Source organism: Paracoccus beibuensis, from assembly GCF_026162625.1.
GTDB classification, from domain to species: Bacteria; Pseudomonadota; Alphaproteobacteria; order Rhodobacterales; family Rhodobacteraceae; genus Paracoccus; species Paracoccus beibuensis.
Genome location: NZ_JAOTBD010000004.1, coordinates 18,821 through 32,354 on the forward strand (window position 1 = coordinate 18,821; position 13,534 = coordinate 32,354).

The 13,534-nt window shown below is 66.1% G+C and carries 12 protein-coding genes; 9 read left to right on the forward strand and 3 right to left on the reverse strand.

What is annotated here, in order from left to right; translation table 11 throughout:
- Positions 1 to 6 precede the first annotated feature (6 nt).
- Together OC159_RS03965 and OC159_RS03970 are read right to left on the reverse strand one after the other, a co-directional pair.
- Positions 7 to 711 (reverse strand): P-loop NTPase family protein, encoded by a 705-nt coding sequence (locus OC159_RS03965; RefSeq protein ID WP_322626709.1) that lies wholly within the window; start codon positions 709 to 711, stop codon positions 7 to 9.
- A gap of 9 nt (positions 712 to 720) precedes the next feature.
- Positions 721 to 1,929 (reverse strand): AI-2E family transporter, encoded by a 1,209-nt coding sequence (locus tag OC159_RS03970; RefSeq protein ID WP_265499856.1) that lies wholly within the window; start codon positions 1,927 to 1,929, stop codon positions 721 to 723.
- Between the two features lie 126 nt (positions 1,930 to 2,055).
- Between OC159_RS03970 and proS the strand changes: the two genes are divergently transcribed.
- The 6 genes from proS (at position 2,056) to OC159_RS04000 (ending at position 8,836) form a co-directional block, all read left to right on the forward strand.
- Entirely contained in the window at positions 2,056 to 3,417 is a 1,362-nt protein-coding gene (proS, locus tag OC159_RS03975) for a proline--tRNA ligase (protein WP_265499857.1), read from the forward strand.
- Positions 3,418 to 3,568: 151 nt separating this feature from the next.
- The gene (locus OC159_RS03980; protein ID WP_265499858.1) at positions 3,569 to 4,753 is read left to right on the forward strand and encodes an ABC transporter substrate-binding protein; all 1,185 of its coding nucleotides are present in this window, start codon (positions 3,569 to 3,571) and stop codon (positions 4,751 to 4,753) included.
- 112 nt (positions 4,754 to 4,865) lie between these two features.
- Positions 4,866 to 5,648, forward strand: a complete 783-nt coding sequence (locus tag OC159_RS03985) for an ABC transporter ATP-binding protein (protein ID WP_265499859.1) — start codon at positions 4,866 to 4,868, stop codon at positions 5,646 to 5,648.
- The gene (locus tag OC159_RS03990; RefSeq protein WP_265499860.1) at positions 5,645 to 6,478 is read left to right on the forward strand and encodes an ABC transporter ATP-binding protein; all 834 of its coding nucleotides are present in this window, start codon (positions 5,645 to 5,647) and stop codon (positions 6,476 to 6,478) included. Before OC159_RS03985 ends, OC159_RS03990 begins: the two co-directional genes overlap by 4 nt.
- A 3-nt stretch (positions 6,479 to 6,481) precedes the next feature.
- Entirely contained in the window at positions 6,482 to 7,489 is a 1,008-nt protein-coding gene (locus OC159_RS03995) for a branched-chain amino acid ABC transporter permease (RefSeq protein WP_265499861.1), read from the forward strand.
- Positions 7,490 to 7,501: 12 nt separating this feature from the next.
- Positions 7,502 to 8,836, forward strand: coding sequence for a branched-chain amino acid ABC transporter permease (locus OC159_RS04000; RefSeq protein WP_265499862.1), 1,335 nt, complete (start codon positions 7,502 to 7,504; stop codon positions 8,834 to 8,836).
- A 33-nt stretch (positions 8,837 to 8,869) separates the two neighbouring features.
- Here the strand turns inward: OC159_RS04000 and OC159_RS04005 are convergent, their stop codons facing one another.
- The gene (locus OC159_RS04005) at positions 8,870 to 9,400 is read right to left on the reverse strand and encodes a CAP domain-containing protein (RefSeq protein ID WP_265499863.1); all 531 of its coding nucleotides are present in this window, start codon (positions 9,398 to 9,400) and stop codon (positions 8,870 to 8,872) included.
- Between the two features lie 97 nt (positions 9,401 to 9,497).
- Here OC159_RS04005 and guaA point away from each other — a divergent pair, with 97 nt between their 5' ends.
- The 3 genes from guaA (at position 9,498) to OC159_RS04020 (ending at position 13,513) form a co-directional block, all read left to right on the forward strand.
- Positions 9,498 to 11,057 (forward strand): glutamine-hydrolyzing GMP synthase, encoded by a 1,560-nt coding sequence (guaA, locus tag OC159_RS04010; protein ID WP_265499864.1) that lies wholly within the window; start codon positions 9,498 to 9,500, stop codon positions 11,055 to 11,057.
- Positions 11,058 to 11,132: 75 nt separating this feature from the next.
- A complete protein-coding gene (locus OC159_RS04015) occupies positions 11,133 to 12,653 on the forward strand; it encodes a cryptochrome/photolyase family protein (protein ID WP_265499865.1) in 1,521 nt (506 codons plus the stop codon).
- Between the two features lie 62 nt (positions 12,654 to 12,715).
- A complete protein-coding gene (locus tag OC159_RS04020; protein ID WP_265499866.1) occupies positions 12,716 to 13,513 on the forward strand; it encodes a GNAT family N-acetyltransferase in 798 nt (265 codons plus the stop codon).
- Positions 13,514 to 13,534 lie beyond the last annotated feature (21 nt).

A 13,534-nucleotide genomic window follows, 5' to 3' on the forward strand; every position in this document is an offset into this window, starting at 1 on the left:
GTGCGATCATGCCTCAGCGTCGGACAATTTGTCCAGCAGATCGGCTGCGATGCGGCGGGTGACCGGGCCTTTCTCGGCCATCGCGGCGACGTCCATCTCGGCCACAAGTCGCCGCGCCAAGCCGAGGTCACGGTCCATGTGCAGGACCAGCCAGTCGATCAGCCCCGCCGGCACCGCCAACTGCCTGTCGGCGAAAAGCTTCACCAGCACCGCGGCCAGAAGCGCCTCGTCCGGCGGGCCCAGCAGGACCTGCGGCATCGCGTCCATGCGCGAGCGCAGGTCCGGCAGCACCAGCCCCCAGTCCCGTGGCGGGCGGCGGGCTGTCAGCAGCAGCAGGCATTCGCGCGGCCCGCAGAGGTTCCACAGGTGAAACAGCGCCTGCTCGGCCCCGGCGGCAAAGCCCGCATGGTCCGCGTCCTCGACCACCACGGCACCGCCCTCGGCCGCAATCAGGTCCGCAGCTTCGGGGCGCAGGGCGCTTGCGCTGATCCGGCGCGCGCCGTTCTCGGCCGCCCAGAACGCCGCCAGGTGCGTCTTTCCCGACCCTTCGGGCCCGATCAGCAACATCCTGCCCTGCGGCCAGTCCTGCGGCCGGTCGAGCGCCCGCAGCGCCGCCTGGTTGGCAGGCGCCGGCAGGAAGTCAGCCCGCGCATGGGCGGGCGGTGTCGTCAGGTCCAGCGTCAGCTGGCGGGACAGCGGGAACAGGGTCACGCGGCCTCGCTAGCTCCGCTCGCGGCGGTTCAGGTCGTCCTGCATTGTGGCGATCTGTTGTTGGCTGCGGGCGCGGTCGACGGCCAGGCGCGCGGCGCGCAGCCGGTCGGCGACGGTGCCCGCGGGGACCATCTCGACCAGGATGGGCTGGGCGGGCTCCACCGGCTCGGACTGGCCGGTGTAGAGCACGCTTTCCCGGTACCGGGCGATCAGGAAGCGGGCCAGCACCCCCAAAGCCGCCGCCATCGGAACCGCCATGACAAGGCCCACGAAGCCGAAGAGCGCGCCGAAGACCGACAGTGCAAGCAGCAGCCAGACGGGGTGCAGGCCGACATGGCCCCCGACGATCTTGGGCTGCAGGTAGTTGCCCTCGACCACCTGCCCGACCGCAAAGATCGCGACAACCGCGCCGATCCACAGGGGATCACCCCAGAAGCTGAACAGCGCCACGCCGATGGCGGTCGCCCCGCCGATCAGGACGCCGACATAGGGGATGAAGGACAGCACCGCCGCCATGATGCCGATGAAGAAGCCGAAGGGCAGGCCCACGAACATCAGGGCGAGCGCATACCACGTCCCCAGGATCAGGATCACGACGCCCTGCCCGCGCACGAAGCCGGCCAGCGCATCGTCGATCTCGGTCGCAAGGCGGCGGATGACGGGGGCATGTTCGCGCGGCAGGTGGCGGTCGATCTCGGCCACCATGTTGTCCCAATCGAGCAGCAGGTAGAAGGCAACGACGGGCACGATCACCAGAAGCGCGACCGTCCCGATCGCGCCGCGCACCGATCCAAGCAGCGTCGATGCGACGCGGCCCGCCTGCTCACCCAGCGCGGCCTGCAGGTCGGTCAGCGTCTGCTGCAGCCCGCCGGCATGCGGAATCGCGCCGGGAAAGCGAGCGTCGGCGAAGGCGCGCGCCTGTTCCAGCATCTGGGGGGCGATCTCGATCAGCGCGGCCGCTTGGCGGAACAGGATCGGCACGACCAGCAGAACGGTGGCGATGAAGGCCAGCACCACGATCACCGTGATCAGCACCACCGACATCGTGCGCGACAGGCCCGCCCGCTCCAACCGGTCGGCGACCGGGTCCAGCAGATAGGCGACGCCTGCGCCGATGATGAAGGGCAGCACCGCCTGGCCCAGCAGCCACAAGGTCAGCAGCAGGACCAGCGCGGCGAGGCCCCACCACTTGACCTGCTTGCGTACGGGGTTGCGCATGATCTCGACCTTTGCCCTGAAGTTGGGGCGAATGTGCCGCCACGCGCGACCGGTTGCAAGCGCCATGCTTGGCAAGGCGGGGCCGATCCGGTATCGCTGCGCGAAACCGTTTCGAAGGACCCAAACATGCGCCTGTCGCGATATTTCCTGCCCGTCCTGAAGGAAGACCCGAAAGAGGCGCAGATCGTCAGTCACCGCCTGATGCTGCGCGCGGGCATGATCAAGCAGCAGGCGGCGGGCATCTATTCCTGGCTGCCCCTGGGCTTCAAGGTGCTGCGCCGGATCGAGCAGATCGTCCACGACGAACAGCAGCGCGCCGGCCACATCCCGATGCTGATGCCGACGCTGCAGCCCGCCGACCTGTGGCGCGAATCCGGCCGCTATGACGACTATGGCGAGGAGATGCTGCGCATCCGCGACCGCCAAAAGCGCGACCTGCTGTACGGGCCCACGAACGAGGAGATGATCACCGACATCTTCCGCAGCCACGTGAACAGCTACAAGGACCTGCCGCTGACGCTGTACCACATCCAGTGGAAGTTCCGCGACGAGATCCGCCCCCGTTTCGGCGTGATGCGCGGACGCGAGTTCCTGATGAAGGACGGCTATACCTTCGATCTGACCAAGGAAGACGCGCTGCATGCCTATAACCGGCACCTGGTCAGCTATCTGCGCAGCTATGAGCGGATGGGCCTGCAGGCGATCCCGATGCGCGCCGATGGCGGGCCGATCGGCGGCGACTATACGCATGAATTTTTGGTGCTGGCGGAAACCGGCGAATCCGAGGTCTTCTATGACAGCCACATCACCGACCTGACCTTCGGCGACCGGCAGATCGACTATGACAGCGTGGAAGAGTGCCAGGCGGTGCTGGACGAATTCACCAGCCGCTATGCCCGCACCGATGAGACGCATGACCAGGCGATCTTCGACCAGGTGCCAGAGGAACGCCGTCGCACCGCACGCGGGATCGAGGTCGGGCAGATCTTCTATTTCGGCACCAAGTATTCCGAACCCATGGGCGCGACCGTCGTCGGTCCCGACGGGCAGCGCGTGCCGGTCCACATGGGCAGCCACGGCATCGGCGTCAGCCGCCTGCTGGGCGCGATCATCGAGGCCAACCACGACGACCGCGGGATCATCTGGCCCGAGGGTGTCACGCCATTCCATGTCGGCATTGTCAACCTGAAGCAGGGCGACAACTCGACCGACAGTGCCTGCGAGGCGATCTATGCCGAACTGCAGGCCCGGGGCCTCGACCCGCTCTATGACGACCGTGACGAGCGTGCTGGCGCCAAATTCGCGTCGATGGACCTGATCGGCCTGCCCTGGCGCATCACGGTGGGTCCCCGCGGCCTGGCTTCCAACAAGGTCGAACTGACGAACCGCCGCACCGGCACCAGCGAGGAACTGTCGCCCAAGGACGCCATCGCGCGCCTGGTTCAGATCTATCAGCCGGTGCTGGGGCTGACCGTTCAGGACCGCTGAGCGAACGCGGGTGCCGCGGCGGAAACTGCCGCAGCGTCACCTGCCGAATTGACCAAAAAGCATGCTTCCGCGCACGATGACGCCCCTTTCTTTTTGACTGGGGCGCTTCTAACCTGCCGGCAGGACAATGTTCCAACTGGGAGACGACCACATGAAAAAACTTCTTCTTGCGACCGCCGCCGGTGCGCTTCTGGCCGGTGCCGCTGGCGCTGAAGAAATCAAGCTGGGCGTATCGCTCGGCTTCACGGGTCCGCTGGAATCGATGGCACCGGGCATGCAGAGCGGCGCGGAACTGGCGATGAAGGAGGTCAGCGACTCGGGCCTGCTGCTGGACGGATCGACCGTCACCAGCGTCACGGGCGACTCGACCTGCATCGACGCTGCCGCCGCGACCGCGACCGTCGAACGCCTGATCACCGCCGAGAACGTCAAGGGCATCGTCGGCGGCATGTGTTCGGGCGAGACGATCGCCTCGCTGGAAAACGTCGCCAAGCCGAACGGCATCGTGATGATCTCACCCTCGGCGACGTCGCCCGCCCTGTCGACGATCGAGGATGACGGCCTGTTCTTCCGCACCTCGCCGTCGGACGCGCGCCAGGGCGAAGTGATGGCCAATATCATCATGGAGCGCGGCATCGACACGGTGGCCGTGACTTATACCAACAACGACTACGGCAAGGGCCTGGCTGACAGCTTCCAGGCCGCGTTCGAGGAAAAGGGCGGCACCGTCACGGTGAACAGCGCCCATGACGACGGCAAGGCCGACTACTCGGCCGAAGTGGCGGCCCTGTCGGCAGCCGGCGGCGATGCGCTGGTCGTTGCGGGCTACGTCGACCAAGGCGGTTCGGGCATCGTGCGGGCCGCGCTTGACACCGGCGCCTTCGATACCTTCGTTTTCCCTGACGGCATGGTCGGCCAGGCGCTGGAAGACAACTTCGGCACCGAGATCGAGGGCAGCTTCGGCCAGAACCCCGCCGCCGAGGGCGAAGGCCGCGAGACCTATCTGAGCATGGCCGAAGAGGCGGGCTTCGACGGTTCGGGCGCCTTCTCGGCCGAGGCTTATGACGCGGCTGCGCTGATGCTTCTGGCGATGGCAAAGGCCGGGTCGTCCGACCCGGCGACCTACAAGGGCAGCATCATGGATGTCGCCAACGAGCCGGGCGAAAAGATCATGCCGGGCGACCTGGCCAAGGCGCTGGAGATCATCAATGGCGGCGGCGATGTCGACTATGTCGGCGCCACTGCCGTCGAGATGGTCGGCGAGGGCGAATCCGCCGGCGTCTATCGCGAGATCCAGTTCACCGACGGCAAGATCGAGGTCGTCGGCTATCGTTGATCGATCTTGACACGGATCGGCCCGGCATCTGCGATGCCGGGCCATTTCAATGATATAACAGCATGTTGCTGAAAAATCTTCACCTAGAATGTGAAGATGGGGATGTAGAAGAATGATCAGGGTCGAGGACCTTCACAGACATTTCGGCGGCTTCCGCGCCGTCGATGGCGCCAGCATGACGATCGAGACGGGCTCGATCACCGGGCTGATCGGCCCGAACGGGGCTGGGAAATCGACGCTGTTCAACGTCATCGCGGGCGTCCTGCCTCCGACATCGGGCCGGGTCTTCATGGATGGCGAGGACATCACGGGCCTGCCCCCTCATACGCTGTTCCATATGGGCCTGCTGCGGACCTTCCAGATGGCGCATGAATTTTCGTCGATGACGGTGCGGGAGAACCTGATGATGGTCCCCGGCGCGCAGGCGGGCGAGACGATCTGGAAGACCTGGTTCCAGCGCGGCCGAATTGAACGCGAAGAAGCCGAACTGAAGCGCAAGGCCGACGAGGTGCTGGACTTCCTGACCATCCGCCACCTGACCCACGAAAAGGCCGGCAACTTGTCGGGCGGCCAGAAGAAGCTGCTGGAACTGGGCCGCACGATGATGGTCGATGCCAAGATCGTCTTCCTGGACGAGGTCGGCGCCGGCGTGAACCGCACCCTGCTTATGACCATTGCCGATGCGATCATCCGCCTCAACAAGGAGCGCGGCTATACCTTCTGCGTGATCGAACACGACATGGACTTCATCGGAAAGCTTTGCGACCCGGTGATCGTCATGGCCGAGGGCAAGGTCCTGGCAAAAGGCAGCGCCCAGGACATCATGCAGAACGAGGCCGTGATCGAGGCCTATCTGGGCACCGGCCTCAAGAACAAGGATATGGTGGGCGCATGAGTGATCAGGACGCAGTCTTCGGCAAGCGCGGCAATCGCGACCGGTCGGTGGTGAACCCGCAGGGCCGTGGCACCGCCGATGGAGAGCGCAGGTCAGGGCCGACTGGACCGGGCCGCACCGGTGATCCCTTCCTGATCGGCGAGAACATGACCGGCGGCTATGGCAAGGGCGCCGACATCCTGCACGACTGCACCATCGCGGTCGAGGCGGGCCAGATCGCCGTCATCGTCGGCCCGAACGGCGCCGGAAAATCGACGGCGATGAAGGCCATCTTCGGCATGCTGAACCTGCGCCAGGGCAGCGTGCGCCTGAACGGCCAGGACATCACCGCCCTGAACCCTCAGGACCGGGTCAAGGCGGGCATGGGGTTCGTCCCGCAGGTCAACAACATCTTCCCGTCCATGACGGTCGAGGAGAACCTGGAGATGGGTGCCTATATCCGCAACGACGACATCAAGCAGACGATGGCACAGGTCTATGACCTGTTTCCAGCCGTCGCGGAAAAGCGTCGCCAGGCCGCCGGAGAACTGTCGGGCGGTCAGCGCCAGCAGGTCGCAGTTGGCCGTGCGCTGATGACGCAGCCGAAGGTGCTGATGCTGGACGAACCGACCGCCGGCGTCAGCCCGATCGTCATGGACGAGTTGTTCGACCGCATCATCGCCATCGCGCGGGGCGGGCTGCCGGTCCTGATGGTCGAACAGAACGCGCGCCAAGCGATGATGATCGCCGACAAGGCCTATGTGCTTGTGCAGGGGGCAAACGCCCATACCGGCACCGGCCACGAACTGATGCAGAACGACGAGGTGCGCCGCACCTTCCTGGGGGGCTGAGCCGTGGATATCCTGAACGCCCTCGTGGTATTTCTGAACTTCGTCTTCATCCCCGCCGCGGCCTATGGCGCGCAGCTGGCGCTTGGTGCGCTTGGCGTGACGCTGATCTATGGGATCCTGCGATTCTCCAACTTCGCGCATGGCGACACCATGGCCATCGGGACGGCGATCGTGATCCTGCTGACCTGGGGCCTGCAGGCCATCGGCATCACGGCCGGGCCGCTGCCGACCGCGCTGATTGCCCTGCCCCTGGGCATCGCGCTGACGGCGCTGCTGGTGCTGGGCACCGACCGCGCCGTCTATCGGTTCTACCGTCGGCAGAAGGCGGCGCCGATCATCCTGGTCATGGCCTCGGTCGGCGTGATGTTCGTGATGAACGGCCTGACGCGCCTGTTGATCGGAGTGGATGAATACCGCTTCGACGACGGCGAGCGGTTCATCATCGACGTCCGGTCCTTTCGCGAGATGACCGGTCTGCCCGAGGGGCTGGCCCTGCGGTCCACGCAGGCGCTGACGCTGGTCGTGGCGGTGCTGGTGGTGATCGCGCTCTTCTGGTTCCTGAACCGGACGAAATCCGGCAAGGCGATGCGCGCCTATTCCGACAATGAGGATCTGGCCCTGCTGTCGGGCATCGATCCCGAACGCGTCGTGCGGCTGACCTGGATCATCGCCGCGGGTCTGGCGACCATCGCCGGGACGCTTTACGGGCTGGACAAGTCGTTCAAGGCCTTCAACTATTTCCAGATACTGCTGCCGATCTTCGCAGCGGCCATTGTCGGCGGCCTCGGCAACCCGGTCGGCGCCATTGCTGGCGGCTTCCTAGTGGCGTTCTCGGAGGTCGCCGTGACCTACCCCTGGATCAAGATCGTGGGCTATGTCGCGCCTTGGTACGAACCGGGGGGGCTGATGCAGCTTCTGGGGACGGAGTACAAGTTCGCGGTCAGCTTCGTGATCCTGATCGTCGTGCTGCTGTTCAGGCCGACCGGCCTTTTCCGCGGCAGATCGGTTTAAGGGGACACGACCATGGCAACCAATCGTCAAGCCACCACTTCGCACAGCCGCTGGCGCGCCCTCATCCTTTTCGCCGTGCTGGCGATCCTCTTCGTGCTGGAGGGGACGGTCCGGAACGCGATGTTCTCGGGCAGCTGGAACACCTCGCTCGCGATCCTGAACATGGGGCTTCTGTCGGCGATCACCGCGCTTGGGGTGAACATGCAATGGGGCTATGCCGGGCTTTTCAACGTGGGCGTCGTCGGTTTCCTGGCGATGGGCGCGCTGGCCCCGGTGCTGGTCTCCCTGCCCCCGGTCGAGGGCGCATGGTCCGCCGGCGGCACGCGCCTGATGGGGGCGCTGCTGGTGGGCCTCGGGACCCTGGCCCTGGCCAAACTGGCCTGGACGCGGACCCGCAGCGGCATCGCCACAACTATCGTGCTGATCGCGGGCTTCGTCGCCTATCGCTGGCTGTTCGATCCTGCCGTAACGGCAATCGAGGCGAACAACCCGGCCCGCCACGGCAATATCGGCGGGCTGGGCCTGCCGGTGTTGCTGTCCTGGATCGTCGGCGGCGCGTTCGCGGCCGTGGCGGCCTGGGGCATCGGCAAGGTGGCGCTTGGACTGCGCTCGGACTACTTGGCTATCGCGACGCTCGGCATCGGTGAGATCATCGTCGCCGTCCTCAAGAACGAGGACTGGCTGGCTCGCGGCGTCAAGAACATCACCTCGATCCCGCGCCCCGTCGCGGCCGAAATCGACCTGCAGAACAACCCCGAGTTCGTCGACTTCGCGGCCCGCTGGGGCTTTGGTGCGGCCGAGGCGTCGGGCATCTGGGTCAAGCTCAGCTACATGTCGCTGTTCCTGGTCGTGCTTCTGGTCATCATCCTGCTGGCCGAACTGGCGCTGAACTCGCCCTGGGGCCGGATGATGCGCGCGATCCGCGACAACGAAACCGCGGCCGAGGCAATGGGCAAGGACGTCACGCGACGCCACCTGCAGGTGTTCATCCTGGGGTCGGCCGTGATCGGCGTGGCGGGCGCGATGATGGTGACGCTGGACGGGCTGCTGGCACCCACCAGCTATAACCCGCTGCGCTACACGTTCCTCATCTGGGTCATGGTGATCGTCGGTGGGTCCGGCAACAACTGGGGCGCGGTCCTGGGCGCGGTCACGATCTGGTTCCTCTGGATCAAGGCAGAGGTCTGGGGACCGGCGCTGATCGCCCTGCTGACCGGGCCGCTGCCCGACAGCGCGGTCAAGGCGCATCTGCTGGACAGCGCACCGCACATGCGCTTCATCGCGATGGGGCTTGTGCTGCTGCTGGTGCTGCGTTTCGCACCGCGCGGTCTGCTGCCCGAGAGATGACGGGTGCGTGCGGGGTACTGCCCCGCGCCGCCCTCAGATCATCGGGCAGTCGTTGCCCATGACCGTGCTCAACCACAGACGGCCGTCCGGTCCGCGCGCCACGCCGCTGCCGACCTCATAGCTCAGCTGGCCGAGCACCTGCTCTCTCTGCGGGCCGGGGACCATCCAGCTGACGACGGCGCCCTCGGGCGTCTGCCCGACCTGCACCAACTGGACGACGCCACAGGTCGGATAGTCCACGGACCGCGCCCGGTCGACGACGTTCGACCCGTTCGAGCCCGCCACGTCCAACTGCTGCATCATCGCCATGTCGCAGGCATGGGACAGCGCGATCAGGTTCAGCTTCTCGCTGACCGCCAGCGGCGATTTGGCCTCGGCCACGCGGGCGGTGTTCACCAGCTGGTTCAGACGCTCGGCCGCCTCGGGGACGCCGGGACAGCTGGCCGCAAGCCCCTCTTCGGGAACGGACGCTATGGGTCGGGGAATCTGCGGCTGGCATGCCGCGATCAGCAGGACGGAACCCACGGTCAGCATCGGACGGAGCATCGGCAGAACCTCGCGCATGGTTGCTGCCGGTCAACGTCCGCAGCTGGGGCCGGTTCCGCCGCAGCATCGGCGCGAGAGGCTTGCAAGGTTCTGAAACCGCGCTTAAAGCGCAACCATGACCCAGCACCAGCGCCTTCTGATCATCGACTTCGGCAGCCAGGTGACGCAGCTGATCGCGCGTCGCCTGCGTGAACTGAACGTCTATTGCGAAATCCACCCGTTCAACACAGTGTCCGACGACATGCTGCGCCACATGGCCCCGCGGGCGGTGATCCTGTCGGGCAGCCCCGCCAGCGTGACCGAGGAGGCCAGCCCCCGCGCACCGCAGGCGGTGTTCGAGATGGGGGTGCCGGTCTTCGGCGTCTGCTATGGCCAGCAGGTCATGATGGAGCAGTTGGGCGGCCGCGTCGAATCCGGCCACCACGCCGAATATGGCCGCGCCTTCATCATGCCCACCCCGGGACACAAGCAGGACGGCATCTTCGCGGGCCTGTTTGCCAGCGGGCGCGAGGAAGTCTGGATGAGCCATGGCGACCGCGTCACCACGCTGGCGCCGGGTTTTGAAGTGATCGGCACCTCGCCCAACGCGCCCATGGCGATGATTGCTGACGAAGCGCGGCACTTCTATGGCGTGCAGTTCCATCCCGAGGTGCATCACACGCCCAACGGCCGGACCATGCTGGAGAACTTCGTGCGGCTTGCGGGATTCACCGGCGACTGGACGATGGCGTCCTACAAGGACGAGGCGATCCGCAAGATCCGCGAGCAGGTGGGCGATCGCAAGGTCATCTGCGGGTTGTCCGGCGGCGTCGACAGCAGCGTGGCGGCGGTGCTGATTCACGAGGCGATCGGCGACCAGCTAACCTGCGTCTTCGTCGATCACGGTCTTCTGCGCCTGAACGAGGCCGAGGAAGTCGTGAAGATGTTCCGCGACAACTACAACATCCCGCTGATCCATGCAGACGAGGCCAACCTGTTCCTGGGCTCGCTGGAAGGCGTCAGCGACCCCGAGGTCAAGCGCAAGACCATCGGCCGGCTGTTCATCGACGTCTTCCAGAAATACGCAAGCCAGATCGACGGCGCAGAATTCCTGGCGCAGGGCACGCTCTATCCCGACGTCATCGAGAGCGTCAGCTTTGCCGGCGGCCCGTCCGTCACGATCAAAAGCCACCACAACGTCGGCGGCCTGCCCGAGAAGATGGGCCTGAAGCTGGTTGAACCGCTGCGCGAACTGTTCAAGGACGAGGTCCGAGAGTTGGGCCGAGAACTGGGCCTGCCCGCCAGCTTCATCGGCCGCCATCCCTTCCCCGGCCCCGGCTTGGCCATCCGCTGCCCCGGAGAGATCACCCGCGAGAAGCTGGAAATCCTGCGCAAGGCCGATGCCGTCTTCATCGACCAGATCCGCAGGCACGGGCTCTATGACGACATCTGGCAGGCCTTTGTGGCGATCCTACCGGTCCGCACGGTCGGCGTCATGGGCGACGGGCGCACCTATGACTTCGCCTGCGCCCTCCGCGCGGTGACCAGCGTCGACGGGATGACTGCGGATTACTATCCCTTCACCCACGAGTTTCTGGGCGAAACCGCCACCCGGATCATCAACGAGGTCAAGGGCATCAACCGCTGCACCTACGACATCACTTCAAAGCCGCCGGGCACGATCGAATGGGAATGACGTGCCACCACGCCGCATGACATCGGGGGAACGCGCGGGGCAACCCGCGCGTCCTTTCGTTTTGCGAGAGGTGCCATGCGGCTGATCCTTGTGCTGGGCGACCAGCTGACACACGAACTGTCAGCCTTGCGCACCGCGAATCCCGGCGACGTGGTCGTCATGGCCGAGGTCATGGCCGAGGCCAGCTATGTCCGTCACCATCCCAAGAAGATCGCCTTCATCTTTGCCGCCATGCGCAAGTTCGCGATCGAGCTGCGCGAGGCGGGCTGGACCGTCGCCTATACCCGGCTGGACGATCCCGACAACAGCCATGCCATCACCGGAGAGCTGCTTCGCCGCGCCGCCGAACATGGCGCCGCCGAGATCATCGCCACCGAGCCGGGCGAATGGCGCCTGATCCAGGCGCTTGTCGACCTGCCGGTCCCCGTGCGTCAGTTGCCCGACAGCCGCTTCTTCGCCAGCCATGCCGAGTTCGCCGCTTGGGCCAAGGGCCGCAAGGAGCTGCGGTTGGAGTGGTTCTATCGCGAGATGCGGCGCAAGACCGGCCTGCTGATGACCGACGGCCAGCCCGAGGGCGGCAAGTGGAACTATGACCACGACAACCGCAAGCCTGCCGCGCCGGACCTGCTGCGCCAGGGGCCGCCCGCCTTCCCGCCCGACGCGGTCACCGCCGAGGTTCTGGACCTTGTCGAGGCGCGCTTTTCAGGAAACTTCGGCACGCTGCGCCCTTTCACCTATGCCACGGATCGCGCCGGGGCGTTGAAGGCGCTGGACCACTTCATCGCCAACTCGCTGGACGAGTTCGGCCCCTACCAGGACGCGATGCTGATGGATGATCCGTATCTGCACCACTCGATCCTGTCGCCTTATATCAACACGGGCCTTCTGTCGGCGGCCGAGGTCTGCGGGGCGGCGGCCGGTGCCTATGCCGCAGGCCAGGTGCGGCTGAACTCGGCCGAAGGGTTCATCCGCCAGATCCTCGGCTGGCGCGAATTCATGCGCGGGATCTATTTCCTCGAAGGGCCCGACTATACCCGTCGCAACGCGCTGGGGCATCGGCGGGACCTGCCGCCGCTTTACTGGGGCGCGCCGACCAGGATGAACTGCCTGTCGCATGCGGTCGGCCAGACGCGGGACCTTGCCCATGCGCATCACATCCAGCGGCTGATGGTGACCGGCAACTTCGCCCTTCTGGCGGGCTGCGATCCGCACCAGGTGCACGAATGGTACCTCGAGGTCTATATCGACGCCTACGAATGGGTCGAAGCGCCGAACACCATCGGGATGAGCCAGTTTGCCGACGGCGGCATCGTCGGCAGCAAGCCCTATGTCAGTTCTGGAAATTACATCAACAAAATGTCCGACTATTGCCGGACCTGCGCCTACAAAGTGGACGACAGGACCGGGCCGGACGCCTGCCCGTTCAACCTGCTCTATTGGCATTTCCTCGACCGCCATCGCGACCGCTTCCAGCAGAACCCGCGGATCGGCCGCATCTACGCCACCTGGGACCGCATGGACGCCGACAGGCGCGATGCGGCGCTGGCCGATGCCCGGTCCTTTCTGGCGCGCATGGACGCCGGCGAAGAGGTCTGAGCACGCTTGACCCTGCTGCCGCGACCGTCAATGCTGCCCGGCACATCGCACGAGGACATGTCATGAGCAGTTGCGCCTGCGGCCATCACCACCACGCCCCGACCGACACGTCCGGCGAAACGGTGCAGTTGGGAACGCCCCTCTTCGGCCTTCATGGACGGCTGATCTGCAGCGACATGGGCCAGATGATGGCCGCGCTGGACCTGCTGCCTGACCATGTCGCCCTGACCCGGGCCGAGCCCGGCTGTCTCCGCTTCGACATCACCCAGTCCGAAGATCCGATGATTTGGGCCCTGGACGAGCTGTTTGCCGACGAGGACGCCTTCCAGCGCCACCAGCAGCGAACCCAGGCCAGCGCCTGGGGCGCCGGAAGCCGCGACATGGGGCGCGACTTTCACCGCCACTCCGTGCAGCCGCAGATCCGTCCCGAGGGACCGACCGACCGCGACGCGATCGACCGGCTGCTGACCCGCGCCTTCGACGGCCCGGCCGAGGCCCAGCTGGTCCGCGACCTGCGCGCCGACGGCGATCTGGCGGTGTCGTTGGTCGCCCATGCGCAAGGCACGATCATCGGGCACGTGGCCCTGTCGCCCCTGCAGGCCGACCGCCCCGCCTATGCGCTGGCTCCGCTTGCCGTTGATCCCGGAGTTCAGGGACGCGGCCTGGGGCGGGCGCTGATCGCGGCGGCGCTGAAGGCGGCGGGCGACCATGCGGTCGTGGTGCTGGGTAGCCGCACGCTTTACGCCGCAGCCGGGTTCGCCGAGGCGTCGCTGGATTCGCCCTGGCCCGGCCTGCAGATACACGGCCACCTGCCGCAGGGCAGCGCCGTCCGGCACGCGCGGGCGTTCCAGCAACTGTAAAGGGTCGCGGGACTTGTGCGG